Genomic DNA, 26981 nt, shown 5'->3' on the forward strand with positions numbered 1-26981 from the left:
TTTCAAGGCCTAGTCGGGGTTGCAGACCTTCCAGTCGCCGCCGATGTGTGACAGGTCGAACGTGCGCGGCGAGACGTCCGAGGGGTTCGCCCGCGTGTGCGCGGTGACTTGGGCGATCGCCGAATCCCCGTTGATCTGGACCGAATCGATGCTCGTGACGACGGGAATGCTGCCGCCCGCCACAGCGTCACGGTGGACGTCGGCGAACTCGACGGGCGGGATGTCGCGGTAGAAGTCGGACAGGGTGCCGCACGTCGACGACTGCAGCGTGGTCAGGTCGCCCGACTCGAGAGCCGTCACGAAGGTGTCGACGGCGTCGCGGACCTGCGATTCGGTCGCGTTCGCCGCCCCGCCGCGGGCGATCACGAACCCGGCGACACCGAGGGCCGCGAGGACTCCGACCACCGCGACGGTCGACGCGATGACCCAGCCGCGCCTGCCGCCGCGGCGGCCACCCGACTCGGGGGCCGGTGCGGCCGGTGCGATGCGCTGCGGGCCGGCGCCGGTCGGCGTAGGACTGGGCTGGATGTCGTCGGTGTCGGGCACGTGACGCCTCTCGGTGCGGGAGCGGGATCAACTGGTGGGCAGCCTATCGGCCCCCGTACGACGCCGGGCACAATGGACGCCATGACGTCATTCGGTGATCTTCTCGGCCCGCAGCCCACCCTGCTTCCCGGTGACGAGGAGGCGGAGTCGGCTCTGCTGAACCACGAGGACCCGGCGCAGGTCGCCGCCGACCACCCCACCGCGTCGATCGCGTGGGCGTACCTGGCGGAGGCGGCGCTCGAGCAGGGGCAGCCCATCACGGCGTACGCGTACGCGCGCACCGGCTACCACCGCGGTCTCGACCAGCTGCGCCGCAACGGGTGGAAGGGCTTCGGCGCCGTCCCGTACAGCCACGAGCCGAACCGCGGTTTCCTCCGTTGCGTCGCCGCTCTCGCCAAGGCCGCTCAGGCGATCGGCGAGAACGACGAGTACGCGCGCTGCCTGGATCTGCTCGAGGACAGCGACCCGCGGGCCGCCGAAGCACTTGGTCTCGGCTAGCCGCTTCGTTCCACGACCGGCAGCGGGCCGGGACCGGGTCGCGGCGGGAATCCGCCGACTGAAGGTCTCGGCGCTGCCGGTTCTGCAGTGTGGTCTGGCCGCCGGTATCGCGTGGTTCGTCGCGACGACGGTCGTCGGCCACACCCGCCCGTTCTTCGCGCCCATCGCGGCGGTGGTCTCGCTCGGGCTGTCGCTGGGCGCCCGGCTGCGTCGGTCGGTGGAACTGGTCTGCGGCGTGACGGTCGGAATCGGTGTCGGCGACTTGATCATCTCGTTCATCGGCACCGGCGCCTGGCAGATCACGCTGGTCGTCACGTTGGCGATGGGCACCGCGGTCCTGATCGGTTCGGGTCCCATCTTCTCGATGCAGGCCGGCACGTCGGCGGTGCTGGTGGCGACGCTGCTGCCGCCCGGTGACGTGGCCGGGGTCGAGCGGATGGTCGACGCGCTCGTCGGTGGCCTAGTCGGTGTCGCCGTCGTCGCGATCGTCCCCACCCATCCCGTGCGCCGGGCCCGGCGCGACGCCGCGGGCATCCTCGCGACCGCGGGCGAGGTGCTGCAACTCGTGGCCGACGGGCTCATCGAGAACGACCCCAAGCCGATCGAGAAGGCGCTGCGCAAGGCGCGCGAGACGCAGTCGGCGATCGATTCCCTGCGCAGCAACCTCTCGGGTGGCCGGGAGATCAGCCGGATCTCGCCGCTGTACTGGGGCAGTCGCGCCCGGTTGGCCCGGCTCACGGCGACGGCCGACCCGATCGACAACGCGATGCGCAACATCCGCGTGCTGTCGCGCCGGTCGCTCTCGCTGGTGCGCGACGACGAGATCCTCGACCCGCGTCTGGTCGACGAGATCGAGAAGCTCTCGCACGCGCTGGACGTGCTGCGGCGGATGATCCTCGCCGAACCGGGGGAGCAGCCGGACCAGGCCGAGGCGGCCCGGGTGCTGCGGACGGTCTCGTCCGGGATGAAGCCCGAACTGGTCGAGAACGCGGGCATCTCCGCGACGGTCGTGTTCGCGCAGATTCGCTCCCTGATCGTGGATCTGTTGCAGGTCGCGGGGCTCGGCCGGATCTCCGCGATCGCGACGCTGCCCCCGACGGTTCCCAAGCCTGCCTACCGGCCCGACCTCTGACACCTTTTCATATATGCGAATATATGCATATGATGGGCCCGACTTACGAGGAGGGTGATCATGGGAGCCGGTCACGGGCACAGCCACGGCAACACCGCAGCCACGAACGGGGCGGGGCCGACGCCCACGCGCATCCGCAAGATGGTGATAGCGCTCGGCATCCTCGTCGCGTTCCTGGTTCTGGAAGTGGTCGTCGGACTCGCGATCGGTTCTCTCGCGCTGCTCGCGGACGCCGGTCACATGCTCACCGACGTCGTCGGCATGTCGATGGGGCTCGTGGCGCTGCTGCTCGCGAAGCAGGGATCCAAGGCCGCCGCCCGCACCTTCGGTTGGCACCGCGCGGAGGTCCTGACCGCTATGGCCAACGCCGTCCTGCTCCTCGGCGTCGCCGCGTTCGTCATGTACGAGGCCATCGGCCGCATCGGCGACGCCCCCGAGATCCCCGGCGTCCCGCTGATGCTGACCGCCGCCGCCGGCCTGGGGGCGAACGTCGTCGTCATGCTGATGCTGCGCGGCGACGCCAAGGACTCCCTCGCGGTGCGCGGTGCGTACCTCGAGGTGCTCGCCGACGCGGTCGGCAGCGTCGGTGTCCTGATCGCCGGTGCCGCACTGGTGCTGTTCGACTGGACCTACGCGGACATCGTCGTCGGTGTGCTGATCTCGCTGTGGGTCGTGCCCCGGGCGCTCAAGCTGGCCGGGGCGGCGCTGCGGATCCTCACGCAGGCCTCACCGGCCAACGTCGACGTCGACGCCGTCCGCGCCGATCTGTGCGCGGTGCCCGGGGTGTCGGACGTCCACGACCTGCACGTGTGGACGCTGACCACCGGCATGGACGTCGCGACGGTGCACCTCACCACCGATTCCGATTCGCAGCGGGTGCTGGCGGCGGCCAAGACCGTGCTGGACTCGCACGGCCTCAGCCACGCCACCGTCCAGGTCGAGTCCGGCGTGGAGGGATCGCGGTGCCAGGAGGACCTCACCTGGTGACACCGCGAGGTCGGTGGACCCTCAGCGGTAGCCGTCGGTGTTCGCGGGCAGGTCGCGGTCCTGCACCTCGACGATGTAGCGCCAGGAGTCGGGTCGTGAGCCGTCCACGTCGGTGAAGCCGTACCGCTGCGCGAGTTGCCCGCTGGAGACGACCTGGCCGCTGTATCCACCCGCATCCGGCGCCGCGGCCAGCGCCGCGACCGCCCGGCCGACGAACGTCGGGGACTCGGAGATCGCGAAATGCGGTTCCCGTTCGAGCGCGTCGCGCCAGTTGTCCTCGGTGACGCCGAAGATCTCCAGCATCATCTCCGACCGCAGCCAGCCCGGTGTCACCGCGACGGCGGCGCCGCCGTACGGGGCCAGTTCGTGGGCCTGCGCGGTGGTCATCCGCTGCACGGCCGCCTTGACGAGGTCATAGTAGAAGCCGACCTGGTGCCGGTAGGCGACGTTGTATTCAGCGGTGCCGTCGGTCATCTCGACGACCAGCCCGCCCGGTCGGCGGATCAGCAGGGGCAGCGCGAAGTGGCTGGTGATCGCGTGGGTGTCGATGCCCATCCGCAGCATCCGCAGGCCGCCGTCCAGGTCGTGTTCCCACAGCGTGGTGCCGAACTGCGCGTAGCGATCGCCGCCGAAGATGTCGTTGACCAGGATGTCGAGGTGACCGTGTTCGGAGTCGATCCGGTCGACCAGGGCGCGAACCTGGTCCGGTTCGAGGTGATCGACGCGCAGCGCCACGCCGCCACCGCCGGCGGCGACGATCAGTTCGCCGGTCTCCTCGATGGTTTCGGGCCGGCCGATCTCCGAACGCCCGGTCGCCCGGCTGCTGCGTCCGGTCGCGTAGACGGTGGCTCCGGCCCGGGCCAGCTCGACCGCGATGGCCCGGCCGGCGCCTCGGGTCGCACCGGCGACGAGGGCGACCTTGCCGGACAGGTCAGGGGCGTTCACCGGCTGGTCCTGGTGACGTCGGCGCCGGGGCGCCAGAGGTCGACGTGCAGGCGATCCTCCGACACCGTGGTCAGCACCACCTCGTCGACGCCGAGTTCGAAGATGTGCGCGTCCGCGCCGGGGTTCTCCGGGTAGGAGTCGAGGATCGTCTGCTTCTCGGCGCCGGTCAGCTCGCGTGCGCGTCCGGAGATCTTGGCGTCGCCGCCCTCCATCGTGTGGTGGCCCGGGTTCGAGTGCAGCGAGTAGCGCGGATCCCGCTGCAGGTCCCGGACCTTCCGCGCGCCGGGCATCGATCCGAGGACGAGCAGTCCGCGGAAGGTCTCGACCTCCGTGCCGCTCACCCGCGGCGAGCCGTCGGCGCGCAGCGTCGCCAGGACGTGGTGCTTGTGCGCGGTGAGCCGCGCGTGGACGGCCGCGGCCAGTGCCGGGGCCTGCTCGGTGAACTCCTGCCAGGTTGTCATGACATCAGTGTGCGGCCGCATCGCTGACATCTTGTGTCAGTGATTTTCCGTAAGCTCCGGACATGCGCTCGAGCCGACTCCTCGACCTGATGCTGCGTCTGCAGGGCGGTCCCGGCACCACGGCCGCGCGCCTGGCCGACCAGCTGGGGGTCTCGCTGCGGACGGTCTACCGGGACGTCGCCGCACTGCAGGCCGCGGGTGTGCCGGTGTGGACCGAGAGCGGTCCGGGTGGCGGCATCCGCCTGCTCGACGGCTGGCAGTCCAAGCTCAGTGGGATGACCGGCGCGGAGACGTCGGCGCTCATGCTGCTGGGTATCCCGGGGCTCGCCGACGATCTGGGCCTGGCCGACGTCACCGCCCGCGCGGAGTCGAAACTGCTGGGCGCGCTGCCGCTTCCGCTGCGGACGGGCGCACTGCTGTGGCGCGAGCGCCTGCACATCGATGCTCCGGGCTGGTTCGCGAAGCCGTCGGACACGGGAGAGTTGGCCGCCGTCGCGACGGCGGTGCTCGAGGGGCGCCGGCTGCGGATCCGTTATCGCAGGGGTGCACGGGAGACGTCGCGCACGATCGACCCGCTCGGCCTGGTCGCCAAGGCCGGCGTCTGGTATCTCGTTGCGCGGCACCGGGACCGGACGCTGTCGTACCGCGTGTCGCGGATCGACGCGGCGCACCTCCTGGACGAGCCGGCGCGGCGTCCCGAATCGTTCGACCTGGCATCCTGGTGGGCCGAATCGCAGGCGGAGTTCGATCGCGCGTTGCTGCGCTTTTCGTGCCGGGTGCGGCTGTCGCCGTACGCGTGGCGACGGCTGCCGTCGGTGGTGGGGGAGGAGGCGGCGAAGGTGACGCCTTCCGAGCCCGACGAACAGGGTTGGGTGACGGTCGATCTGATGCTCGAGGCCGAGGAGGTGGCGCTCGACCAGTTCTTCGCGCTGGGGCCGGGTATCGAGGCCCTGGAACCGTCGTCGTTGCGGGTGGCGCTGCGGGAGTCGGCGCTGCGGACCGCGCGCCTCAACGGGTGATCCCCGAGCGGCACTCGGGGGCGGGTCATCCCGGGGTATGACGTCCGGACGTCGAAACATCGCCCGCCGAGCGGATGCGGCGCACCTGCCCGCGGTGGTGGACTCGTACCGTGCGTGAACAGGTCTTGTATTCGTTGCTGGTCGGTCTGGCGGTGTCGTCGGCGATCTCGCTGCCGCTCGTGGTGTGGCACTACCGTCGGTTCGGGCGCGTGTCGGCGGCGCGGATGGCGCTCGTCGGCGCCGCGGTCACCTACGGGGCCGGTGTCGTCGCGTTCACGATGTTCCCGCTGCCGGATCTCACGCCGGCCTGGTGCGAGGCCTTCGCCGCGAGTGATCCGGTGCTGCGGCCGTTCACGTTCGTCTCGGACATCCGCCGCGACACCGCCGGCATGAGCCTGGTCGCCATCCTGACCAGTACCGCGGTGATGCAGGTGGTGCTCAACGTGGTGCTGTTCGTGCCGTTCGGCGTCCTCGGACGGCTCCTGTTCGAGTGGTCGCGCACCACGACCGTGGTGGTCGCGGCGATGGTGTCGCTGGCGATCGAGCTCACGCAGTACACGGCGGTCTGGGGGATCTTCCCGTGTGCCTATCGGATCGCCGACGTCGACGACCTGATGCTCAACACCGCGGGCGCCGTCCTCGGCGTCGCGCTGGCCGGAGTGGGCATGCGACTGGTGCCCACCCGCGAACGGTTGGCCGCGGGACGGGGTGTCCCGCGCCCGGTGACGGTGTGGCGTCGCTGGATCGGCATGATCGTCGACGTCAGCGCGGTGGGTTTCGTGTACGCGTCGACAGTGGTGGCGGTGCATGTCGTGCTCGACGTCCTCGGTGCGAAGTCCGACGGCTTCGTGGTCGGCAATCTCGTCGCCGCCGTCGTCTCGGGCGCGGTCGTCGTGGTGCCGGCCCTGATCGGCTCGGGCGCGTCGTTCGGGCAGCGGGCGGTATGGCTGCAGCCGGCGTGGGCGAACCCTCCGGGGGCTGCGCGGCGGCTCCTACGCGCGCTCGTTGTTCCCGGGGTGTGCGCGGTGCTGGTCACGGTCGGCGCCGCACCGCTCGCCGTGCTGTGGCTGTTCGCGGCCGTCGGGTCCGTCGCGCTCACCCGGGGCCGTCGGGGACTGTCGGGGGTTTTGACCGGGTCCGAGATCGTCGATGCAAGAGCGACATTCGAGGATACTGGGACCACTGCGGAGAAATCCGCTGTCCCGTCCGGGGATGCTTCTCTACGATCGCGCCATGGCTGATCCGCATCCCCACGTCTACTACCGCGACCGAGTCGTCCCCGCGCACGAGGCGACGCTCGGTGTCGCGACGTCGGCTGTCCTGTACGGACTGAGCGTGTACACGGTGTTCCCGGTCCACGTCGACGGCGAAGCGCGCACGGCGTTCCGGCTGGCGGATCACTATCGGCGACTTGTCGAGTCGTGCAAGATCATCGGCATCGACCGCTTCGCTGACGAATGGAGTTTCGAGCGGTTCGTCTCGGCCGCAACCGAACTCGTCGCGGCCAACGCCCCCGAGTCCGACGTCTTCGTGCGCGCCACCGTGCACGTCGACGAGTCGATCCCCGGGACCCGCGTCCGCGGCCTGCGCACCGCCGTGTCGATGTTCGTCTACGACGCGGTCCCGATCGTCCCGCAGGACGGCATGCGCCTGAAGACCAGCACGTGGCGCCGCATCCCCGACTTCGCGATCCCGTCGCGGGCCAAGGTCAACGGCGCGTACGTCAACTCGGTGCTGGCCAAGCAGGACGCGATCGACGCCGGCTACGACGACGCGATCTTCCTCGACGGCGCCGGGCACGTGTGCGAGTTGACCGCAGCGAACATCTTCCTGGTGCGCGGCGGCACGCTGATCACCCCCGACGCGTCGTGCGACATCCTCGACGGCATCAATCGGCGTACGCTGCTCACCCTCGCCGGCGAGGAGGTCATCCCGGTCGTCGAGCGGACCGTCGACCTCACCGAGCTGTACATCGCGGACGAGGTGTTCGTCACCGGCACGTCGGCGGGCGTTGCGCCGGTGACCGAGGTCGACGGGCGGATGGTCGGGAACGGGACGCAGGGCCCGGTGTGCGAGGTTCTCCGCAAGCGGCACGCGTCGGCGCTGCGCTCCGACGAGCTGCACGGCTGGGTCACCGACCTGGGCTGATGGAAGGCGCGAGCGGGTGGCCGCTCCGCCGGCTCGAGATCGGGTAGTGAACTACCTACGTCCCCGCGTGGTCGCCTACCTAGCGTTGATGACATGACCAGCGCACAGGTATCGAGCATGTCGACGGGACACGAGACCGACCGTCAACCGGACGTCGACATCGAGCAACTCCGTGGTGAGATCGACCGCTTGGATGAACAAATCCTCGCGGCGATCCAGCGGCGTACCGAGCTCTCCCGCCTGATCGGCGAGGTGCGCATGCTCGGCGGCGGCACCCGTTTGGTGCACACCCGAGAAATGAGGGTGCTGTCGCGTTTCGACGACCTGGGGCCAGAGGGGCACACGCTCGCGATGTTGCTGCTCAGGCTCGGGCGGGGGCGTTTGGGTCATACCATGTGACCGGTCGGCCCCGGCTGCACGACACGGCACCGGCCGGGGCCGGCGCGGTCACGTCCCCGCGGATTTCCCGCGAACGTTCAGCGCCAGAATTGCATGAGGTAGTTGCCGAACGCCGCGTAGACGGCGGGGACACCGGAGAGCCCGAAGATCCGGTAGATCGCGTCGAAGAACGCGGTGTTGATCTGCGGCACGAACAGCAGCGCGATCAGCAGCAGCATCCCGTAGGGCTTGATCTTGTCGAGCGACGCGCGCGTGCTCGCGTTCAGGTGCGGTTCCAGCGCGCCGTAGCCGTCGAGGCCGGGAACCGGCAGCAGATTCAGGATCGTGGCCATCACCTGCAGGAACGCCAGGAAACTCAGCCCGTACCAGAAGACCCGGTGATCGCTGTCGACACCGAACAGCCGGATCACCACCAGCAGGATCACCGCGGTGACGGCATTGACCGCCGGTCCGGCGAGGGCGACGCGCGTCTGCACCCGCGGCGGCATCGCCCAGGTCCGCAGGTACACGGCGCCGCCCGGCAGGCCGATGCCACCGAGCGCGAGGAACAGCACGGGCAGCCCGATCGAGAGCAACGGCTGGGTGTACCTGCGCGGATCGAGCGTCAGGTAACCGCGGATGACGACGTCGTGGTCGCCGTTCCGCCACGCGACCACCGCGTGCGCGAACTCGTGGAGGCACAGGGTGACGACCCAGCCCGCGACCACGAGCAGGAACACCCCGATCCGGCCCGACGTGGCCTCGCCGGTGGCGCGCCACGCGAGCACCCCGCCCAGCACGGCGATCGCGACGATGCCGAGGAACACCGGGCTCGGCCGAACGGCCGACGCCCGGGTGCGTGAATCGGGATACATGAGTCCAGTATCCAGGCGTGTCGGGTTCAGGCCCCGTAGACGAGCAGCCAGTCCTGGTCGTGTCGGTAGAACGTGGAGCGCTTGACCGCGCGCGGTGTGCGGACGCCGTCGCGGGTCAGTACGGCCGACGGCGAACCGAGCTGGACCGCGCGGCCGGTGAGCCATCGGTGGCCACCGAACCAGCGGCGCTTGTCGACGGTGGCGCGCAGGCCCGGAAGCTCGGGAATGGGCACGATGCGCATGCCGGGAACGGTGCCCGAGAACAGGCGCTCGTTGTCGACGTACGCCTCACCGGTCAGTTCGCCGGCGTGTTCGGACCCATAGATGCGGGCCTCGCCGACGAGGGCGATGCCGGCGTCGTCGCGGATCAGCGGCATCGGCCGGGCGGTGCCCGAGACGGCGATCGCGGCGGCCTTGGAACCGGTTCGAAGTCCGTACGCGTGGGTGGCGTCGGTCCGCTCCTCGGGGACGTACGCGAGCTCGATGTGCAGGCGATCGGTGCGCATCAGCCTGGTCAGCGCGGCCGCGAAGGCGGCGTCGCCGCCGACGACCACCAGGCGCGGCTTCTCGACCGTCTCCAGCTTGGCGAAGGCCTCGTCGAAGTGGTCCTTCTCGGGGAGCCCGGGGACGGTGAAGAGGTCGAGCGACCGCAGCGCCAGCGGCAACGGGGCATCGCCGCACTTGAGCACTATCGGGGTCATGACACTCCTTGCTGATATCCGACGCTGCTGATCTCCGACGATCACGCTCGTCGTCGCGCCACGGCAGCGGCGACGTCTGCCGTCGCGCGCAAGGGCATTCCGATGTCTACCCGAACCCGGGTCGGCGTCGCAAACGGTCGACCGGTCGGATGTCCGTTTCGGGCGGGTTCGGAGGGCTGGGCGGCTGGACGACGGTCGGTCTCGGCTAGACTGTGCCTCCGGCCACTGCCTACAGCACGGCAGGACCATGCAGTCGGATACGACTGCACGTCGACCGTAGGAGACAGGGACATGCCGGCAATCGTCCTCATCGGTGCCCAGTGGGGCGACGAGGGTAAGGGCAAAGCTACCGATCTACTTGGCGGAAGCCTGCAGTGGGTCGTTCGGTACCAGGGCGGCAACAACGCCGGACACACCGTGGTCCTGCCGAACGGCGACAAGTTCGCGCTGCACCTGATCCCGTCGGGCATCCTCACCCCCGGCGTCAAGAACGTGATCGGTAACGGCGTCGTGGTGGATCCGGGTGTCCTGCTCGACGAGCTGGCCGGCCTGGAGGAGCGGGACGTCGACACGACGGGCCTGCTGATCTCGGCCGACGCGCACCTGATCATGCCGTACCACGTGGCCATCGACAAGGTCACCGAACGCTTCCTGGGCGCCAAGAAGATCGGCACCACGGGCCGCGGCATCGGACCCTGCTACCAGGACAAGATCGCGCGTGTCGGCGTCCGCGTGGCCGACGTCCTGGACGAGAAGATCCTCACCCAGAAGGTCGAGGCCGCCCTGGAGTTCAAGAACCAGGTGCTCGTCAAGATCTACAACCGCAAGGCCCTCGACCCGCAGCAGGTCGTCGACGAGGTGCTCACGCAGGCAGCCGGTTTCAAGCACCGCATCTCCGACACGCGCCTCGAGCTCAACCTGGCGCTCGAGCGCGGCGAGACCGTCCTGCTCGAGGGCTCCCAGGGCACGCTGCTCGACGTCGACCACGGCACGTACCCGTACGTGACGTCGTCCAACCCGACGTCCGGTGGTGCCGCGGTCGGTTCCGGCATCGGCCCCACCAAGATCAAGACGGTGCTCGGCATCCTCAAGGCCTACACCACCCGCGTCGGCTCGGGCCCGTTCCCGACCGAGCTGTTCGACGAGTTCGGCGAGTACCTGGCCGTCAAGGGCGGCGAAGTGGGCGTCACCACCGGCCGTGCCCGCCGCACCGGCTGGTTCGACGCCGTGATCGCCCGCTACGCGACCCGCGTCAACGGCATCACCGACTACTTCCTCACCAAGCTCGACGTGCTGTCGAGCCTGGACACCATCCCGATCTGCGTCGCGTACGACGTGGACGGGGTGCGCGTCGAGGAGATGCCGATGACGCAGACCGACATCCACCACGCCAAGCCGATCTACGAAGAGATGCCGGGCTGGTCGGAGGACATCTCGCAGTGCCGCACCTTCGAGGAGCTGCCGGTCAACGCGCAGAACTACGTGCTGCGGCTCGAGGAGCTGTCGGGCGCGTTCATGTCGTGCATCGGTGTCGGCCCGGGCCGTGACGAGACCATCGTCCGCCGCGACATCCTGGCCTGACCCACCCGTCGTGTGACCGAATGTCACATGCGTCCAGTCCGACTGGGCGCATGTGACATTCGGCGTTTCGGGGGCGGAGCCAGTGGGAGAAGCGGCTTCGGTCAGTACCTGCCGGTCCACGGCCAGGCGGCACGACGGCCGGACTCGACGATCGGCAGCATGGCGAAGCAGGCGTCGGTCGGGTCCCCGAACGTGAATCGGTTCGGTCCGTCGCCGGTACGGCCCACCGGATCGAAGGTGTGCACCGGAATATGCTCGGGGACAACGTCACCGGGACTGTGCGGCGCCGCATCGGTGGCGTGCGCGTCGGTCAGTATCACGACGCGGTCGTGGCCGTCGAAGAACTCCGCGGCCGCCGACGCGGTGTTCGTGCCGACGCTGTTGAGGCATCCGGTCGGGTTCCAGCGGCCGACCGCACCCAGCAGGGGTTCGCCCGGGCGCATCGGGAACAGCGCCCCACCGGCCGTGCCGGTCGAGACGACGTCGGCCCGTTCGGCGCGCCGCGCGAGCGCAAGACCGAAGACCGTGGCCGTCGACCCTGCCGTGTCGACGAGCACCAGGGTTCGCCCGGGCAGTCGCGGGACACGGTCGAGCGACAGCTCGAGTGCCCGCTCGAGGGCTGCGGACCAACGCGGGGACCCCACCGACTCGAGGGCGGAGAGGAAGCGCAGCGGCAGCTGGCGTGATCGGGCCACCTGCTCCGGATCCTGCAGTCGGTCGGCCACTTTCGCTGCCACGTCATCCGACACCCCGGTGTCGTCGAAGTTGCGGAGGTTGTTCAGCAGCCCCATGTATCCCATCCGGGGGATGATGGCTTCCCACGTCTGCCGGTCCATCGGCGCCTGCAGCCAGTCCGCCACAGACTCCCACGTCATCGCCGCCGGCCCGAGGCGCGCGACGCCGTCGGGAGCGGTGAGCAGGAGCGGGCGCTCGGACAGCGGAACCGCCATCAGGTCGGCGCGCGCTCGTACCGACTCGAGACTCGGGGGAATCGGCCTGTCCCGCCTGTGCCGACGGTCCAGCGCGTGCTCGAACAGGTCACCCTGATACTCGGACCGCGGTGAGGGGTGCACCAGGTCGAGGACGTCACCGAACCGATAGCCGAGGGCGGGGGTGTCGTACTTGAGCAGCGCCCGCTCGGTGTACAGCCTGGCGACCGCGTCCGCGACGCCGCGCTTGATCGGTTGCGCGAGCTTGCGCCCGTACGTGGCGCGCCAGTAGGCGAGCATCTCGCCCGGTTCGTCCGCGCGTTGCAGGACGCTGCCGACGACCTGACGGCTGTACCCGTGTTCGCCCGCGTCGAGCCGTGCACGGGTGAACTCGGCGGCTCCGACGAGGGCCGCCCAGCGCATGTTCGCGTCGGTCCGCAGCCAGCGCAGGAATCCAGCGGCCCACTCGGGGTCGCTGACGGCGAGCTGTCGGACGAGCCGGCGATACCGATCGTCGCGAGCCCCACCGTGAACCAGGCTCGTGACGGCCAGCAGGAACAGTTCGGTCCTGGGATCGCGTGGAGAGCCGGATCCGTCCTCGCGGGTGGGACCACCGGGTGCCATCTCGGTCCGCAACCGACCGGTCCCCACTGGTCGCTCGGTCGTGGCGTCGAACCTGCTCATCTCGTCCCCCTCGGCAGGAAGGCGAATTCCGCATCGCGGCGCCGGGATCGGAAGGCCCTACCGTCGAGCCGCACCCCATCCCGAGGGTCGACGGAGGAAAGGAACCCGCCGCCTCGTCGTTCGAAGGAGCCGCCATCCGTGCATCGGCGCCGCGCTGAGAAGTGCCTTCCGAGTTCACTGACCCAGGCGGACGTTCGTCCAGGCGAAAGATCCGTCTGCTGCGCACCGGAAGTGCTCGCTCAATGTAGAGGAGGCCCGGAGCAATCCTCAGCGGAATCGACCAGATTGCCCCGAATATCCGGGATCACTCCTGCGACGTTGTCCGATGGCGGCGAATGAACCCGTCGGCCCGTGCCTAGAGGCTACGGTTCCGACCCGTGTTCGTGCGCGAACACCGAAGTGGCTTCTACTGCACCGTCGCAACCTCGACGAAGATCCTCGGCAGCACCCGGTGGTATCGACCGCTGCGGAACGTCTGCTCGCGCGGGATTCCGCCGCGAATCGCACCGCCGCGGTGCGGAGTTGCACGACGGCCGTGGTGTTGCCCCAGCCTCGCCGCCCATTCCTTCCTGCTGCGAGCGGATTCCCGCGCGGGCGGACCAAGAATGGGCGCTCAGGCCGACTGCCCACAGCATCATTGTCATCCCCAGAACCGACGACACTTGCCCTCTGCCACGCGGTGACCCGCCGGCAGCCGGCCGCCGTGCTGAGCCACCGGACGGCCGCGTGGCTGCATGGATGGACCGGCGAACCGGACGTTGCCAGGAATCGGATCGGCAACTGCACCAACTCGTTCGGGCCGTGCGGGCCTTCCCCGTCGAGTAGGCGGGAATCGCCGAGCCGGAGCCGGTGCTCACTCTCGCCGTGGCCGTAGACCATCTCGCCCCCGAGCATGGACCTGGGCTGCGGTGGATACGGCGCAGTGAGATCGTCGCCACGACTGCGGCCCGGCTCCGGCGGGCGACGTTACGATCGGCCGCATGGCCATTCTGTACGCCGCGCAGCTGTCGCCCACCAAGCCCGAACTGATCGCGCACTGGCTGCCGCGAGCGTCCTATTGCGCGGGCGCACCGGCGGTTGTGGACCGGGTCGGCGCGTACCGCTTCGACGATCCCGCCGGCGAGGTCGGCATCGAGACGCATCTGGTGCGCGACGCCGCGGGAGAGATCTGCCAGGTGCCGCTGACGTACCGTTCGGCTCCGCTCGACGCGGCAACGCTCGTGGGCGAGATGGAGCATTCGGTACTCGGGCGCCGCTACGTCTACGACGCGACCACCGACCCCGTCTACGTCCAGCAGCTACTGGCGACCATCTACGGCGGCGGCCGTGAGGTCGAGCAGTTCGTGCACGTCGACGGCGGCGAGCCGCAGCGGGTCGAGAACACCGCGGGCGTTCGAGGGAGTGGAGTGACCGGCGTCGAGGCGCCGATCGTCACCGATGTTCGCGTGGTCGTGGACGGCACCGACACCGTGATCGCCGGCGGCGGGGTGACCGTCGTGGTGCACCACCGTCCGCTCGGGGTCGAACCGAGCGGGCCGGTCTTGCGCGGCGAATGGGATGGAGGCCGAGGCGTCCTCGCCTCACTGCGCTGAACGGCCGAATGTCACATGCGTTCAGTCCAACTGGACGCATGTGACATTCGGTCAGGGGGGGGGATCAGTGGCCGCGCGCGATCCACTCCTCGAGGTGCGGCGCCTCGGTGCCCAGGGCGGTGTCGTCGCCGTGGCCGGTGTGGACGCGGGTCTCCGCCGGCAGCGCGAACAGCTTGTCGCGGATCGACCCGATGATCGTCGGGAAGTCCGAGAACGAGCGCCCGGTGGCACCCGGTCCACCCGAGAACAGGGTGTCTCCGGAGAACAGCTCGCCCGCCTCGGGCAGGTACAGGCAGGTCGAGCCGGGGGAGTGGCCGGGGGTGTGGATGGCCTGGATGTCGGTGCCCGCCACCGAGATCCGCTGACCGTCCTCGAGTGACAGGTGGCGGACGCCCGGGTGAGTCATCTGCCACAGCACGTCGTCGGCCGGGTTCAGGTAGATCGGGGCGTCCAGCTTCTCGGCCAACTCGGGTGCGACGGTCACGTGGTCGTTGTGGCCGTGCGTGCACACGATTCCGACCACCTTGCGGCCGCCGACGGCGTCGATGATCGGCTGCGCGGTGTGCGCGGCGTCGATCACCAGCACCTCGTCGTCGTCACCGACGAGCCAGATGTTGTTGTCGACGTCCCAGGTGCCGCCGTCGAGTTCGAACGTGCCCGACGTGACGACCCGGTCGACCCGCAGGTCGCCGCTCACAGGACCACCACCGAACGCAGCACCTCGCCGTGGTGCATGGTCTCGAACGCCTGCTCCACTTCCTCGAGCTTGATGCGCTCCGTCACGAACTTCTCGAGCGGCAGACGGCCCTGCTGGTACAGGTCGACGAGCATCGGGAAGTCGCGCTCGGGCAGGCAGTCGCCGTACCACGACGACTTGAGCGAACCACCGCGCGAGAAGAAGTCCACCAACGGCATCTCCAGCGTCATGTCCGGGGTCGGGACGCCGACCAGAACGACGGTGCCGGCGAGGTCGCGGGCGTAGAACGCCTGCTTCCACGTCTCCGGGCGGCCCACGGCGTCGACCACGACGTCGGTGCCGAAGCCGTCGGTGAGCTCCTGGATCGCCTCGACGACGTCGTCGACCTTCGAGGCGTCGATCGTGTGGGTGGCGCCGAGCTCGACGGCCCACTCGAGCTTCTTGGGATCCCGGTCGATCGCGATGATCTTGTTGGCGCCGGCCAGGCGCGAGCCCATGATGGCGGCGTCGCCGACGCCACCGCAGCCGATGACGGCCACCGAGTCGCCGCGGGTGACGTTGCCGGTGTTCATCGCGGCACCCATGCCGGCCATGACGCCGCAGCCGAGCAGGCCGACGACGGCCGGATCGGCGGTGGGGTCGACCTTGGTGCACTGGCCCGCCGCGACCAGGGTCTTGTCGGCGAATGCGCCGATGCCCAGGGCCGGCGTCAGTTCGGTGCCGTCCTCGAGGGTCATCTTCTGCTTCGCGTTGTGCGTGTCGAAGCAGTACTGCGGGCGACCGCGCTTGCAGGCGCGACACTTTCCGCACACCGCGCGCCAGTTGAGGACCACGAAGTCGCCGACCTCGACGGTGTCGACGCCATCGCCGACGGCCTCGACGATGCCCGCGGCCTCGTGGCCGAGGAGGAACGGGAACTCGTCGTTGATGCCGCCGTCGCGGTAGGTCAGATCGGTGTGGCACACGCCGCAGGCCGCGATCGCGACGACGGCCTCACCCGGTCCGGGATCGGGGATCGTGATGTTCACGAGTTCGACGGGCGCATCCTTCGAGCGGGCGATGACGCCCCGTACCTGCTGCGGCATGGTTTCTCCATTCGGTCGACGTGAACGCACGGGCGCACACATGGTGAGGTGCGCATCCGACTACGAGGCTAATCAGTGTCGGACGCTCTCGGGACTGGTCGACAGACGGGGTGAACCTGGCCGAACGGTCAGGCCGGTCAGTGGATGGGGCGGATGCCGGCCTCGCCACCGAGCGCCGCCGCCTCCGCGCGCGTCGCGACGTCGAGCTTGCGCAGCACGCCCGCGACGTGGAACTTCACGGTGCTCTCGCTGACCCCGAGCCGTTCGGCGATCGCGCGGTTGCGCCGCCCCGCGACCAGATGGCCCAGGACCTCGAGCTCACGTGGGCCGAGGTCGGCGAGGGCGTGGTGGGTGGTCGGCGCGGTGGGGGCGTGCAGCGGCAGGGTCGCTACGACGCGCGAACCCCAGCCGGCGGTGGATTCGATTTCGACTGTGCCCGACAGTGTTTCGACGCGTGGGCGCAGCTGGTGGTCGAGGTCGGCGGGATCGACGAGGCCACGGCCGTCGTCACGGACGTCGACGACCAGTTCCCCCTCGGGGCAGGCCCAGGCGACGCGGATGCGGGAGACGTCGGACTGCCCGGACAGCGAGAGGACCGCACCCCGAACCACGGCCCGGGCGGCGTGGGCCACCTCGCCGGGTACGGCGCGCCCGGCCGCCGCGGGCTCGACCAGGTCCAGTTCGAGGTCGCGGTGCCGCAGCAGTCCGCGCAGTTCGCCGCGCAGTCGCGCGAACGCCGTCACCAGGGATTCTTCGGCGAAGTCGCGATGCGTGTCGACCGCGGTGCGCAGTCCGATGAGGGCGGCGGACGCGGTCTCGCGGGCGGCGGACCGGGCGCGGGTGTCGTCGAGGTCGCCGGACCGCAGGGTCGCGAGCAGCGTCTCGAGTGTCGTGGCGTGGACCTCCGTGAGTTCGGCGACGGTGCGGGCCCGCTCGGCCGATGCGGCGCGGGACTCCGCCAGGTAGGCCGGGCTCGCCCCCTGGACCTGCAACTGGATGCCGGTGGCCACGATCCCGAACATCGACCGGACGGCATCGAGGGGCAGCGTCCGAGACAGCGCGCCCGTCGGCACGATCACGAGCAGCGTGTCGGTGCGGTCGAGGATCGCGTACACCTCACGCGTGCGGCCGGCGATGGTGGCTCGCCCTCGCAGGATCTGACCGTGGTCGAGATCGGCACGGAGGGAATCCAATTCGGCGATCGTTACTCGGTCGACGATCTCCGGGTCGCCCGCGACCTTGCGGGGGCGTCCGGTGCACTCGCGCGTGAAGATCACCAGCGCCTTGTGCGGGACGGTGTCGGCGAGCAGTGTCGAGAAGCGGCGGCCGATGTCCGAGAGTCGCCCGACGAGGACGTCGCGCAGTCCGTCCAGTAGTACCTCGGGGCCCGACTCGTTCACGAGGCCACGGTACGACGAGGCGACGGGTGGGTCGCCATCGACCCACCCGCCGTCACCCGTGCCGTGGTGTCGGGTCAGGACCCGAGGGGCAGTCCGAGCGATCCGAGTGACGGCAGTTCCACCGAGCCGACGGCGCTGCCGGACCCGCCGCCCTCGACGGTCACCGTCGCATCGGCCGACAGGGACGGCCGGAACGCGGCGTTGCCGACGTACCGTGCGGAAACCTTGTGCTCCCCGCCGAGGCCGAACGCATACGTGAAGGTCGCGGTGCCGTCGACGACGGGCGCCTCGCCGACCACGACGCTGTCGACCAGGAAGGCGACGTTGCCGCTGCCGGGAGCCGGGGCGACCGTAGCCGAAAGGGTCACATTCTCACCGGCTTTCGCGGTTGCGGGTGCGGTGACCTCGGTCGCGGTCACGTTGCCGGTCTGTTCACCGATCGCGATCGTGGCGAGCGGTCCGCCGCCACGGTTGAGCGGCGCCGAGTCCTCCTTGGCGTCCTTGGGCACGCACCTCGTGGGAGCCCACTGGTTGCCACCGAAGACGGCCAGGGTGAGGAAGGTGTTGTAGTTGCCCTCGTTCCCCAGATTCGCGGCGCCACCCGCCGTGCGCAGCTTCGGCGTGATCTCTCCGCCCGCACCGGCGGTCAGCGTGACGTCGATCGCGGGCAGCTGGAACCACGTCGAGGCGTCGGCGCTCGGGGTGCCGTCCAGGTATGCCTTGGTCTTCTGGGCGACGATGCCGCCGACGCTCTTCTTGTCCGCCTTGGGGCTGTTGCCGATGACCTCGTTGTCCCCGGACAGACGAAGAATGGTGCCGTCCGGATCGGGGTCGCCGTTCTCGTTGACCAGCAGCACGTTCGCGGGGGTCCCGGAGATGCCGATGCTGCTGCCCTGGACCACCTTGGCATCGACGAACTGGGCGTTCTCCGGCAGTTGGTAGTCGAGCTTCATGCGGGACACGTTGGTGGTGGTGGCGCCGGTGTCCTTGTCCGGGTACGCCGACGGCGCCGGCTGGACGCGGTAGGTGAACGTCTCACCCGGCTCGACCCGCGCCGGCGCGTCGACGGTGAACGCGTGCTGAGCGGGCTTGTCGACGGTGAGCAGTGCCGCCGCTCGGCACTGCGCGGTGAACGGCGTCGTGGTGGTCGCTGCCGAGGCAGGGGCCCCCGACAGTACGACGCCGGCCGCGATGGCGGTGGCGCACATGGGCGTCAGATAGCGCCTGACGGACCTGTCAGTCATGGTGCCTTCCTTGGTGTTCGAAGTATGTGGGGCGGTCCGGTCAGGATCCGAAGGGCAGTTCGAGCGATCCGAACGACGGCAGCTGCAGCGAGCCGTTTCCGCCGTCGCCGCCGACGACGTTCACCGCCACCGGTGCCGATGTGGACGGATTGGCGGCGATGTGGCCGCTGTAGCGGGCGGTCACCTGGAACGTCCCGGCCGCGGTGAAGGAGTGGCTGGTCGCGGCGAAGCCGTTGACCACCGGGACCGGATCGCCGACGGGGGTGTCACCGACGTAGAACTGGACGGTGCCGCCGTAGGGCGCCGGGGCGACGGTCGCGGTCAGGGTCACCGGTACGAGTGGGATCGTGGCGGCGGGTGCGGTGACTGTGGTGGTGGTGTCACCCGGCTGAGCGGCCGAAATGCTCAGCGGCGCAGGCGCGGACGTCGAGGAGACGAATCCGGTCCCGGTGAACACCGCCGTGACGCTGTGGTCACCTGCCTCGGGGAAGATATGCGTGGTCGTGGCCAGGCCGTTGACCACCGACACCGGCTCCCCGAGCGGGGTGGTCCCGGACAGGAACTGGACGGTGCCGACGGCCGCCAACTGCGCGGTGACGGTGGCGCTGAGCGTGACGGGCTGTCCGGCCCGGCCGTTGTTCGGCACCAGCAGGGTCGTGCTGGTGGCCAGATCCTTGTGCTTGACCTCGAGCGGGGTCGGGGCGGAGGTGGACGGTGCGAACCCGGTGTTTCCCGAGAACGCGGCCGTGATGGTCCGGGTGCCGGCGTGCAGGAAGGTCGCCTTGATGCTCGTCGTACCGTCGGTGAGGATCGAAGTCGCGGTACCCAGCAGCTCTTCGCCGTCGTAGAAGCTCACCTTGCCGTTGGTGCGGATCGGCAGGATGTCACCGGCTTGCAGGGACACCTTGGCCTTCAGGGTGGCCTGTACGCCGGTCTCGACCACGGTGTCGCTCGGCAGGACCTCCACGACGGTGGCCACGTCCTGGTCGACGACCGAGATGGTGCCTCCCGTCTGGCTCGCCGCCGCCGTTTCGGTCACCCCGGTGAGCGTGCCGCCACCGAGGTACTGCACCGTCACGGTCGGCGTCCCGGGGGCCGTGAAGGTGTACTTGAGGGTCGCGACGCCGGTGCTGCTCGCCTTGACCTGTGCACCGACCGGGGCGCCGTCGACGAGGAACTGGACCAGGCCGCCGTTGACGCCCTTGTTCGCGTCGACGCCGAATGTCTGGGCCTTGAGGTCGATCGCGATGCCGGTCTTGATCTGCGAGGGCATCGTCAGCTCGACGCGGGTCGCGAACCCGGACGGCACGGGTTCGTCGGCGAGGAGGACCGGGGAGCCGTTCGGGCCGGCGGGGGCCGGCTCCGCGGTGGCGGTACCGGTGAAGAACAGCATGCTGCCGGCAGTGGCGGCAGCCGTGGTGAGAGCGATCCGACGCCATCGGTTCGTCATGGATGAGACTCCTGGATTTCGGAATGTGATTCATCGCCAGTTCGGAGTGGAACGCGTTCCACCTAACACTCCATTGGAACCGGGCATAAGCGAAATTGACGCTTGATCGATCAAGCGGTTAGTTGGACGGCCGTCCGGACTTTTTTGGACTCAAACCTACTGTGCGCGTGGACGACTCGAGTGAATATTCGAGGCGGATGCATTCGCCTCGGAGATTCCGGCCTGGCAGGCGCCGTCGTGGTAATGGCGGCGAGAACTGGTTGCAGAATTGCCGGCGGCTCCCTGGTTTTGCGGGCGGATAAGTTACCGACCGGTTCATTTCCTTCGTTTTGTCCTGGATCGGATCGACACGCGATCAGTCCAGTACTTCCTCGCTGGACTGATCCTTGGCATGGGCTCGGCAGGAATCGCCGACCGCCCGGTCCGGGCGTGCGTGCTCGTCGAAGATTCCCGCCAAAGGTGCTGCTGGACGGAACTGTTCGAGCCGGAACCGCTTCCGTGGCCGGTCGCGGGGCATGTACCAGTACACGAATCCGGCCAGTGCGGACATGCAGGCGAGGGTGATCACGGTACTCATGGTGGCCAGTCTGTCGAGCAAGTGGCCTTGAGATAAATGGCCAGAATCCGAATACTGGACCGCATGATGATGCATGCGGTGGGAGCACGGGCGGTGACGCGCGACCTCGGTGGGTGGCGGGACGAGGCCGGTCGCCGCCCCGCCTACCGGGCGTTGGCCGACGGGATACGCCTGCTCGTCCACGACGGGCGGCTCCCGCTCGGCGCGGCTCTGCCCGGCGAGCGGGAACTCGCGGCGGAGCTGAGCGTCAGCCGGACCACGGTCACGACCGCGTACTCGGTGCTGCGGGAGGAGGGCTACCTGTCCAGTCGGCAGGGATCACGCAGCACGGTCACGGTTCCCGCGGCGTCACGTGGGCGGGGGCACGGTGCGGTTCCGCGGCGGGCGTCCTCGGCGGGCGACGCCGTCGATTTGAGCTACGCCGCGATGGTCGCTCCGGTGACGGAGGTGCAGGACGCGTACAGCGCTGCACTGCAAGCGCTTCCGCCGTTCCTCGACACGCACGGGATGGAACCGCACGGCATCGCGGTGCTGCGGGAGGCGATCGCGGAGCGATACCGGACGCGCGGGCTAGAGACGTCGGCGGCGCAGATCATGGTGACGTCGGGTGCACAGCACGCACTGCGACTGCTGCTCGGGGTGCTCGCCGCGCCCGGAGACCGGGTCCTCGTCGACCATCCCACCTACCCGAACGCGCTCGAGGCGATCCGACGGGTCGGCGGGCGTCCGGTACCGGTGCCGGTGCGCCCCGAGGGCGGTGCGTCCCGCGCGTGGGACCTGGGCGGAATCCGCAGTGCCGCAAGGCAGACCGCGGCCCGGATGGCCTACCTCATTCCCGACTTCCACAACCCGACCGGGCTGTGCCTCGACGACGCCGGGCGGGCCGAACTGGCCCGGATCGCGCGCGACACCAGGATGACGCTCGTCGTCGACGAGACGATGGTCGACGTGTGGCTCGATGCGCCGCCGCCGGCCCCGGTCGCGACCCACGCCCGCGGCGCGGGGGATTCGGAGGTCGTGACCATCGGGTCCGTATCCAAGTCGCACTGGGGAGGGCTTCGGGTCGGCTGGATCCGGGCCGATCCGGAACTGATCATCCGGCTCGTCGGCTCCCGGTCCGCGCTCGACCTCGGCACACCCGTCATCGACCAGCTCGCGGCCGTGCACCTGCTCGGCGTCGGGGACGGTCCGGTCGAGGAACGACGCGAACAGCTGCGCGTTCAGCGCGCCGTGCTGCTCGACGAGTTGTCCGCGCGACTGCCGGACTGGGTGCCCACCGTCGGGACCGGCGGCATGTCGCTGTGGCTGAAGATGCCGGCGCCGGTGTCGACGGCGCTGGCGGCGACCGCCCCCAGCCACGGCGTGGTGCTGGCGGCCGGCCCCCGGTTCGGCGTCGAGGGGGCGTTCGAGCGGTACGTCCGGCTGCCGTACGCGCGGCCCACCGACGAGCTGCGACGGGCAGTGGCTGGTGTCGCCGCGGCCTACGACGCCCTCGGCGTCACCGTGGAGCCGGCCGAACCCGCCCTCGTGTTCTGACACGGCGACGGGCCGGACACCGAGTGGTGTCCGGCCCGTCGTGGAAGACGCTCAGCGCCAGAGTGTGTCGACGTCCGTCGCGGTGTGCGCGGGCGGCTCGGGCGTCGCGCTGGGCGTGCGCGAGAAGCGCGGTGCCGGGGCGTGCTGCGGGACGCCCTCGAGCTCGATGATGCCGCCGCGGGCCGCGATGTGCGGGTCCTGCGGCGCCTCGGCGAAGGTCAGGACCGGCGTGGCGCACGCGTCGGTGCCGTCGAAGATCTTGGTCCACTCGTCCCGGGTCTTGCTCAGGAACCGGTCGGTGAGGATCTGGCGCAGCTCGGGCCAGCGGGCCGCGTCGTGCTGGCCGGGCAGCTCGGCGGGGTCGAGCTCGAGCCCCTTCAGTAGTTCGGCGTAGAACTGGGGCTCGATCGGGCCGACCGCCATGTACTTGCCGTCGGCGGTCTCGTAGGTGTCGTAGTAGGGGGCGCCGCCGTCGAGCATGTTGACGCCGCGCTCGTCCGACCACATGCCGCTGCGGCGGAAGTTCCAGATGATGTGCGACAGCGCGAGTGTGCCGTCGACCATCGCGGCGTCGACCACCTGGCCCTTGCCCGACGACTGCCGCTCGACGAGGGCCGCGAGCAGGCCGAACACCAGGAACATCGACCCGCCGCCGAAGTCGCCGACCATGTTCAGCGGAGGCACCGGGCGCTCACCCTTGCGGCCGACCGCGTGCAGCACGCCCGTCAGCGAGATGTAGTTGATGTCGTGGCCGGCCGAGTGCGCGAGCGGGCCCTCCTGGCCCCACCCGGTCATGCGGCCGTACACCACCCGCGGGCAGCGCTCGAGGACCACGTCGGGGCCCAGGCCCATGCGCTCCATCACGCCGGGACGGAACCCCTCGATGAGGATGTCGGCGCGGCCGAGCAGGTCGAGGATCTTCTCGACGTCCTCGGGGTTCTTCAGGTCGGCCTCGACGATCCGGCGGTTGCGCGCGGTCTGGTCGCCCACCTTGCCCTCCGGCGGGATCTGCCCCGCGCGCTGGACCCGGACCACGTCGGCGCCGAGGTCGGCGAGCAGCGTCGCGGCGTGCGGGCCCGGTCCGATTCCGGCGAACTCGACGACACGGATGCCCGCGAGCGGACCCTTCCGTTCGGCACCTGCAGCAGTCACGTATTCCTCCTGGATGGTCGACCTCCGTTCCTGTGACGGTAACCCCTCCCGGCGGCGGTCTGTGGTCGGGGTCACGACGTACCGACCACTTGTCTCGGACCGCGATCGGGGGGCACAGTGGATTGCATGGCCTTCCCGGGAGAACTCGTAGCGTTCCTGGCCAGCACCGATCTGGACGTGTCGTCGATGTTCTACGTCGACACGCTCGGCCTGGCGGTCACCGAGCGGACCCCGTTCGCGCTCGTCGTCGACGGCGGAGGCGGCACCGAACTGCGCATCACGCTCGTCCAGTCGAAGGTGGACACCGGCTACACGGTGCTGGGTTGGCGCACCGAGGACCTGTCGGCGGCGGTCGAGGACCTGCGGGGCAAGGGTGTCGAGTTCCTGCGCTACCAGGGGATGGACCAGGACGAGTACGCCGCGTGGACCGCACCCGACGGCACCCGCGTCGCGTGGTTCCACGACCCGCACGGCAACGTGCTGTCGCTGCACCAGCCGCCGAGCTGACCCGATGGGATTCGTCGAAGCGGGCGGGGCGCGCCTGCACTACGAGACGTCCGGCGAGGGCGAGGCGTTGGTCCTCCTGCACGGTAACAGCGAGAACCTCGGCTACTTCGCCGCGCAGGCGCCGGCCTTCGCGGAGCGCTATCGGGTGATCGCGCTGGACACCCGCGCGCACGGGGAGTCGACGCGCGGCGACGGTCCGCTCGACTTCGCCCGCTTCGCCGACGACGTCTGTGCGGTGCTCGATGCGCTCGGAATCGACAGCGCGCACGTCCTCGGCTACAGCGATGGCGGGAACACCGCCCTCACGTTGGCGCTGCGCCGACCGGACCGGGTGCGCTCGCTGATCGTCAACGGCGCCAACCTCGATCCGCACGGGCTGGGATGGAAGTTCCGGGTTCCCGCGACCCTCGCCTGGCTCGCGGCCGGGCTGGTCGCTCCGCTGTCGAAGACGCTCGCGCACAAGCGCGAACTGCTGGGCCTCATGGTCCACCACCCGCACATTCCGCCGGACGACCTGGCAGCCATCACGGTCCCGACGGTCGTGGTCGTGGGGGAGCGCGACCCGATCCCGCGCCGGCACACCGAGCTGATCGCCCACTCGATTCCCGGTGCGGAGCTGGTGATCCTGCCCGGCGCGGGGCATGCGTGCGCGGAGGAGCGCCCCGACGTCTTCAACGCCGTAGTGCTGGACTTCCTGGCCCGTGCGGAGACGCACAGCTAGAGAATGTCTGACAGATGTCGTGTCCGGGCGATGACGTAGCTCTAGGTCGCATCGGATGGACGCCCGCCTCTGTGATGTCGGCGGGTCGATCGGGCACGGGATCCGCATCGCTCGGTGCACCAGCCCTGATTCCTTCGGCGCGGAACGAAGAACATGCCGCAACTGGGCGCGGGGCAACGGCGGACGGTGAACGTATCGGGTGCGGCTATGAGCTGCAACGTCTCTCGTGCTATTTCCGCATCGACTGGACCCCCGCTGGCGATTTGGCGGAGGAGGCCGGACTCGTCGAGTTCGAGCACCAATGGCGCAGCGGCGGCCAGCCCGTTGATCCGTGCACGTAGGTGGGGCGACAACGTCTCCGATTTGTCTGCGGCATCGAGAGCCTCTCGCACGACACTGCGGAGCTCGACGAGCTGGTCAAGTGGTATTCGGGCCATCCGGCGATCCGTGACCCGCTCGCGCCACCGTGCCGTCAGCGCGGGATCGGTGAAGAAGTCGAGGTCCTCACTGCGGCTCGCCCCGACGATCACGGTGTTTGCCAGGTCGAGTGCGCGACCTTCCCCGATCCACGGCATCTCGTCCACGTCACGAATCACCCGTCCAATGCTAACGGATCCAGACCCACTAAACCGTGATACTTTGTCGCGGCATTGGAACACTAAAACCGTGACAACTTGGTTGGAGTATGAGCGTGAGCAACACAATTGAGTACGTACGATTCGAGGCCGCCGACCCGGATGCCCTGGTAGCGGCTCGGGGACGGATGGTGGCAGTTCTCGAAGAGCGCTACGGCAGCGACTTCCTGGGTGCGCACCTCGCCCGAATCGACGACGGATCGCTGATGGACTTCCTGATCTGGGCCTCGCCGGAGGCTGCCGAGCGGGCGGCGCGGGAGATGCCTGAGGAAGGTCGCGCGCAGGAGTTCTTCCGCGAGATCGGTCACGTCCACGAGATGCGGCACGCGACCGTTCTGCACACCGCATAGGTCCAGGACACGGAAGAGGGGAGTTCGGTGCCGTGCCCACAGCGGACGAACTGTTGAACGCGCGGACCGTCGAGGAGCTGGCCGACTGTCTGATACGAGCGCACGCGGGCCCGGTTCCACGGCTGAGCGCGTGCGGCGCCGAACTGTCCGATCGACGATTCTCGGAGCGTGTCGCGGCGATCCGTGACGCTCTCCTCGCCGACCTACCTGCAGACTTCGGCTCTTTCTCTGCGCTCCTGCATGCCGCGCTCGGCGACGAGAAATTCACAGGATGGATGATCTTCCCGGTTACCGAAGCGGTCGCTGTGCGAGGCATCGAGTTCGTCGAACCGGCACTCGGACTTCTGGCCGACCTGACGCCGCGACTGACCGCAGAGACGGCTGTTCGCCCTTTCTTGCGAGTAGCCCAGGACCGCACACTCTCCGTGGTCGAATCCTGGACGCGTCATCCCGATGCCCATGTCCGCCGCCTCGCGAGCGAGTCCACCCGGCCTCGGTTGCCGTGGGCTGTTCGGGTTCCCGGCCTGACCGCGGATCCCCGACCGACGCTGCCGATCCTCGACGCCCTGTATCGTGACGACTCCGAGTATGTACGACGCTCGGTGGCCAACCACCTCAACGACATCAGCCACGATCACCCGGACCTGGCCGTCGCCGTCGCCACCCGCTGGGCGCACGCTCCCGACGCCTCCACCGCGTGGGTCCTCCGCCACGGACTGCGCACGCTCGTCAAGAAGGGGCACCCGGGAGCTCTGGGGCTGTTCGGGTACTCCGCCGACACACCGGTACACGTCGCAGGACCCGTGGTGCGTACAGAGGTCGTCGCCATTGGTGGCAGCCTCGAATTCGACTGCACCATCAGGAACACGGGGCCCGGACCTGCGCCGTACCTCGTGGACTATTCCGTACATTTCCTTCGGGCCAACGGATCCCATATGGCGAAAGTGTTCAAACTCTCGACGAGAACGCTCGAAGCCGGGGCCGAGTGGTCGATCGTCCGACGCCACAGCTTCGTACCGATCACGACGCGGCGCTACTACCCAGGAACGCACTACCTTCAGATGCAGGTCAACGGTGTGCCGCACCCGACGACCCAGTTCGAGCTCACCGCCGCCGATTCGCCGCGTCGCACCTGATCGGCGATCCGCCTC

28 protein-coding genes are annotated in these 26981 nt (G+C 69.5%); 14 read left to right on the forward strand and 14 right to left on the reverse strand.

What is annotated here, in order from left to right:
- Nucleotides 1–9: 9 nt before the first annotated feature.
- Nucleotides 10–546 carry a hypothetical protein gene (locus ABI214_RS18185; protein WP_348603915.1) on the reverse strand — a complete coding sequence of 179 codons (537 nt, stop codon included), beginning with the start codon at nt 544–546 and terminating at the stop codon, nt 10–12.
- Nucleotides 547–627: 81 nt separating this feature from the next.
- On the opposite strand from ABI214_RS18185, the gene ABI214_RS18190 reads away from it, so the two are divergent.
- The 3 genes from ABI214_RS18190 to ABI214_RS18200 are packed head-to-tail and all read left to right on the forward strand — an operon-like array spanning nt 628 to nt 3163.
- Nucleotides 628–1044 (forward strand): DUF3151 domain-containing protein, encoded by a 417-nt coding sequence (locus tag ABI214_RS18190; protein WP_348603916.1) that lies wholly within the window; start codon nt 628–630, stop codon nt 1042–1044.
- Nucleotides 1031–2176 carry an FUSC family protein gene (locus ABI214_RS18195; protein ID WP_408587199.1) on the forward strand — a complete coding sequence of 382 codons (1146 nt, stop codon included), beginning with the start codon at nt 1031–1033 and terminating at the stop codon, nt 2174–2176. Before ABI214_RS18190 ends, ABI214_RS18195 begins: the two co-directional genes overlap by 14 nt.
- Nucleotides 2177–2236: 60 nt before the next feature.
- Entirely contained in the window at nt 2237–3163 is a 927-nt protein-coding gene (locus tag ABI214_RS18200) for a cation diffusion facilitator family transporter (RefSeq protein ID WP_348603917.1), read from the forward strand.
- A gap of 21 nt (nt 3164–3184) precedes the next feature.
- On the opposite strand, the gene ABI214_RS18205 is transcribed toward ABI214_RS18200, so the two are convergent.
- Together ABI214_RS18205 and ABI214_RS18210 are read right to left on the reverse strand one after the other, a co-directional pair.
- Nucleotides 3185–4108: an SDR family oxidoreductase gene (locus ABI214_RS18205; RefSeq protein WP_348603918.1), complete on the reverse strand. Its 924-nt coding sequence runs from the start codon at nt 4106–4108 to the stop codon at nt 3185–3187.
- On the reverse strand, nt 4105–4569 hold the full coding sequence (locus ABI214_RS18210; RefSeq protein ID WP_348603919.1) for a pyridoxamine 5'-phosphate oxidase family protein: 465 nt from the start codon (nt 4567–4569) through the stop codon (nt 4105–4107). Before ABI214_RS18210 ends, ABI214_RS18205 begins: the two co-directional genes overlap by 4 nt.
- Nucleotides 4570–4631: 62 nt before the next feature.
- Here ABI214_RS18210 and ABI214_RS18215 point away from each other — a divergent pair, with 62 nt between their 5' ends.
- From ABI214_RS18215 to ABI214_RS18230, 4 genes are all read left to right on the forward strand, one after another.
- A complete protein-coding gene (locus tag ABI214_RS18215) occupies nt 4632–5588 on the forward strand; it encodes a helix-turn-helix transcriptional regulator (RefSeq protein ID WP_348603920.1) in 957 nt (318 codons plus the stop codon).
- Nucleotides 5589–5698: 110 nt separating this feature from the next.
- Entirely contained in the window at nt 5699–6829 is a 1131-nt protein-coding gene (locus ABI214_RS18220; RefSeq protein ID WP_348603921.1) for a VanZ family protein, read from the forward strand.
- Nucleotides 6822–7736, forward strand: coding sequence for an aminotransferase class IV (locus ABI214_RS18225; RefSeq protein WP_348603922.1), 915 nt, complete (start codon nt 6822–6824; stop codon nt 7734–7736). The genes ABI214_RS18220 and ABI214_RS18225 overlap by 8 nt, the downstream gene beginning before the upstream one ends.
- 93 nt (nt 7737–7829) lie before the next feature.
- Nucleotides 7830–8135 carry a chorismate mutase gene (locus tag ABI214_RS18230; RefSeq protein ID WP_348603923.1) on the forward strand — a complete coding sequence of 102 codons (306 nt, stop codon included), beginning with the start codon at nt 7830–7832 and terminating at the stop codon, nt 8133–8135.
- A gap of 77 nt (nt 8136–8212) precedes the next feature.
- On the opposite strand, the gene ABI214_RS18235 is transcribed toward ABI214_RS18230, so the two are convergent.
- A complete protein-coding gene (locus ABI214_RS18235; protein WP_348603924.1) occupies nt 8213–8989 on the reverse strand; it encodes a site-2 protease family protein in 777 nt (258 codons plus the stop codon).
- A gap of 26 nt (nt 8990–9015) precedes the next feature.
- Nucleotides 9016–9690, reverse strand: coding sequence for a hypothetical protein (locus ABI214_RS18240; RefSeq protein WP_348603925.1), 675 nt, complete (start codon nt 9688–9690; stop codon nt 9016–9018).
- Between the two features lie 291 nt (nt 9691–9981).
- On the opposite strand from ABI214_RS18240, the gene ABI214_RS18245 reads away from it, so the two are divergent.
- Entirely contained in the window at nt 9982–11271 is a 1290-nt protein-coding gene (locus ABI214_RS18245; RefSeq protein ID WP_348603926.1) for an adenylosuccinate synthase, read from the forward strand.
- Nucleotides 11272–11372: 101 nt separating this feature from the next.
- On the opposite strand, the gene ABI214_RS18250 is transcribed toward ABI214_RS18245, so the two are convergent.
- The gene (locus ABI214_RS18250; RefSeq protein WP_348603927.1) at nt 11373–12884 is read right to left on the reverse strand and encodes a TROVE domain-containing protein; all 1512 of its coding nucleotides are present in this window, start codon (nt 12882–12884) and stop codon (nt 11373–11375) included.
- A 980-nt stretch (nt 12885–13864) separates the two neighbouring features.
- Between ABI214_RS18250 and ABI214_RS18260 the strand changes: the two genes are divergently transcribed.
- Nucleotides 13865–14476: a CG0192-related protein gene (locus tag ABI214_RS18260; RefSeq protein ID WP_348603928.1), complete on the forward strand. Its 612-nt coding sequence runs from the start codon at nt 13865–13867 to the stop codon at nt 14474–14476.
- A gap of 64 nt (nt 14477–14540) precedes the next feature.
- On the opposite strand, the gene ABI214_RS18265 is transcribed toward ABI214_RS18260, so the two are convergent.
- The 6 genes from ABI214_RS18265 to ABI214_RS18290 form a co-directional block, all read right to left on the reverse strand.
- A complete protein-coding gene (locus ABI214_RS18265; protein ID WP_348603929.1) occupies nt 14541–15173 on the reverse strand; it encodes an MBL fold metallo-hydrolase in 633 nt (210 codons plus the stop codon).
- The gene (locus tag ABI214_RS18270) at nt 15170–16258 is read right to left on the reverse strand and encodes an S-(hydroxymethyl)mycothiol dehydrogenase (RefSeq protein WP_348603930.1); all 1089 of its coding nucleotides are present in this window, start codon (nt 16256–16258) and stop codon (nt 15170–15172) included. Before ABI214_RS18270 ends, ABI214_RS18265 begins: the two co-directional genes overlap by 4 nt.
- A gap of 137 nt (nt 16259–16395) precedes the next feature.
- Complete coding sequence (locus ABI214_RS18275; protein ID WP_348603931.1) at nt 16396–17658, reverse strand: helix-turn-helix transcriptional regulator; 1263 nt, start codon at nt 17656–17658, stop codon at nt 16396–16398.
- 74 nt (nt 17659–17732) lie between these two features.
- Complete coding sequence (locus tag ABI214_RS18280) at nt 17733–18902, reverse strand: Ig-like domain-containing protein (protein WP_348603932.1); 1170 nt, start codon at nt 18900–18902, stop codon at nt 17733–17735.
- A gap of 40 nt (nt 18903–18942) precedes the next feature.
- A complete protein-coding gene (locus ABI214_RS18285; RefSeq protein ID WP_348603933.1) occupies nt 18943–20352 on the reverse strand; it encodes an Ig-like domain-containing protein in 1410 nt (469 codons plus the stop codon).
- 355 nt (nt 20353–20707) lie between these two features.
- Nucleotides 20708–20929, reverse strand: a complete 222-nt coding sequence (locus ABI214_RS18290) for a hypothetical protein (protein ID WP_348603934.1) — start codon at nt 20927–20929, stop codon at nt 20708–20710.
- 63 nt (nt 20930–20992) lie between these two features.
- Here ABI214_RS18290 and ABI214_RS18295 point away from each other — a divergent pair, with 63 nt between their 5' ends.
- Entirely contained in the window at nt 20993–22465 is a 1473-nt protein-coding gene (locus ABI214_RS18295) for a PLP-dependent aminotransferase family protein (protein ID WP_348603935.1), read from the forward strand.
- 51 nt (nt 22466–22516) lie between these two features.
- Here the strand turns inward: ABI214_RS18295 and ABI214_RS18300 are convergent, their stop codons facing one another.
- Complete coding sequence (locus ABI214_RS18300; RefSeq protein WP_348603936.1) at nt 22517–23617, reverse strand: CaiB/BaiF CoA transferase family protein; 1101 nt, start codon at nt 23615–23617, stop codon at nt 22517–22519.
- A 126-nt stretch (nt 23618–23743) separates the two neighbouring features.
- Here ABI214_RS18300 and ABI214_RS18305 point away from each other — a divergent pair, with 126 nt between their 5' ends.
- Nucleotides 23744–24124, forward strand: a complete 381-nt coding sequence (locus ABI214_RS18305) for a VOC family protein (protein WP_348603937.1) — start codon at nt 23744–23746, stop codon at nt 24122–24124.
- 4 nt (nt 24125–24128) lie between these two features.
- Nucleotides 24129–24845, forward strand: a complete 717-nt coding sequence (locus ABI214_RS18310) for an alpha/beta fold hydrolase (RefSeq protein WP_348603938.1) — start codon at nt 24129–24131, stop codon at nt 24843–24845.
- 41 nt (nt 24846–24886) lie between these two features.
- Here ABI214_RS18310 and ABI214_RS25530 read toward each other — a convergent pair whose 3' ends face one another.
- A complete protein-coding gene (locus tag ABI214_RS25530; RefSeq protein ID WP_408587277.1) occupies nt 24887–25420 on the reverse strand; it encodes an ABATE domain-containing protein in 534 nt (177 codons plus the stop codon).
- Nucleotides 25421–25536: 116 nt separating this feature from the next.
- Here ABI214_RS25530 and ABI214_RS18315 point away from each other — a divergent pair, with 116 nt between their 5' ends.
- Both ABI214_RS18315 and ABI214_RS18320 read left to right on the forward strand, forming a co-directional pair.
- Nucleotides 25537–25830 (forward strand): hypothetical protein, encoded by a 294-nt coding sequence (locus ABI214_RS18315; RefSeq protein WP_348603939.1) that lies wholly within the window; start codon nt 25537–25539, stop codon nt 25828–25830.
- A gap of 32 nt (nt 25831–25862) precedes the next feature.
- On the forward strand, nt 25863–26966 hold the full coding sequence (locus ABI214_RS18320) for a DNA alkylation repair protein (RefSeq protein WP_348603940.1): 1104 nt from the start codon (nt 25863–25865) through the stop codon (nt 26964–26966).
- The last annotated feature ends 15 nt before the right edge of the window (nt 26967–26981 follow it).

Source organism: Prescottella soli (assembly GCF_040024445.1).
GTDB classification, from domain to species: Bacteria; Actinomycetota; Actinomycetes; order Mycobacteriales; family Mycobacteriaceae; genus Prescottella; species Prescottella soli.

Coding starts and splice junctions, on each gene's coding strand:
- ABI214_RS18270 (WP_348603930.1), bottom strand. CDS start 16,258: ATGCCGCAGCAGGTACGGGGCGTCATCGCCCGCTCGAAGGATGCGCCC.
- ABI214_RS18280 (WP_348603932.1), bottom strand. CDS start 18,902: ATGACTGACAGGTCCGTCAGGCGCTATCTGACGCCCATGTGCGCCACC.
- ABI214_RS18285 (WP_348603933.1), bottom strand. CDS start 20,352: ATGACGAACCGATGGCGTCGGATCGCTCTCACCACGGCTGCCGCCACT.
- ABI214_RS18305 (WP_348603937.1), top strand. CDS start 23,744: ATGGCCTTCCCGGGAGAACTCGTAGCGTTCCTGGCCAGCACCGATCTG.
- ABI214_RS18260 (WP_348603928.1), top strand. CDS start 13,865: ATGGCCATTCTGTACGCCGCGCAGCTGTCGCCCACCAAGCCCGAACTG.
- ABI214_RS25530 (WP_408587277.1), bottom strand. CDS start 25,420: ATGCCGTGGATCGGGGAAGGTCGCGCACTCGACCTGGCAAACACCGTG.
- ABI214_RS18210 (WP_348603919.1), bottom strand. CDS start 4,569: ATGACAACCTGGCAGGAGTTCACCGAGCAGGCCCCGGCACTGGCCGCG.
- ABI214_RS18245 (WP_348603926.1), top strand. CDS start 9,982: ATGCCGGCAATCGTCCTCATCGGTGCCCAGTGGGGCGACGAGGGTAAG.
- ABI214_RS18215 (WP_348603920.1), top strand. CDS start 4,632: ATGCGCTCGAGCCGACTCCTCGACCTGATGCTGCGTCTGCAGGGCGGT.
- ABI214_RS18240 (WP_348603925.1), bottom strand. CDS start 9,690: ATGACCCCGATAGTGCTCAAGTGCGGCGATGCCCCGTTGCCGCTGGCG.
- ABI214_RS18200 (WP_348603917.1), top strand. CDS start 2,237: ATGGGAGCCGGTCACGGGCACAGCCACGGCAACACCGCAGCCACGAAC.
- ABI214_RS18290 (WP_348603934.1), bottom strand. CDS start 20,929: ATGAGTACCGTGATCACCCTCGCCTGCATGTCCGCACTGGCCGGATTC.
- ABI214_RS18235 (WP_348603924.1), bottom strand. CDS start 8,989: ATGTATCCCGATTCACGCACCCGGGCGTCGGCCGTTCGGCCGAGCCCG.
- ABI214_RS18310 (WP_348603938.1), top strand. CDS start 24,129: ATGGGATTCGTCGAAGCGGGCGGGGCGCGCCTGCACTACGAGACGTCC.
- ABI214_RS18250 (WP_348603927.1), bottom strand. CDS start 12,884: ATGAGCAGGTTCGACGCCACGACCGAGCGACCAGTGGGGACCGGTCGG.
- ABI214_RS18230 (WP_348603923.1), top strand. CDS start 7,830: ATGACCAGCGCACAGGTATCGAGCATGTCGACGGGACACGAGACCGAC.
- ABI214_RS18295 (WP_348603935.1), top strand. CDS start 20,993: ATGATGATGCATGCGGTGGGAGCACGGGCGGTGACGCGCGACCTCGGT.
- ABI214_RS18190 (WP_348603916.1), top strand. CDS start 628: ATGACGTCATTCGGTGATCTTCTCGGCCCGCAGCCCACCCTGCTTCCC.
- ABI214_RS18225 (WP_348603922.1), top strand. CDS start 6,822: ATGGCTGATCCGCATCCCCACGTCTACTACCGCGACCGAGTCGTCCCC.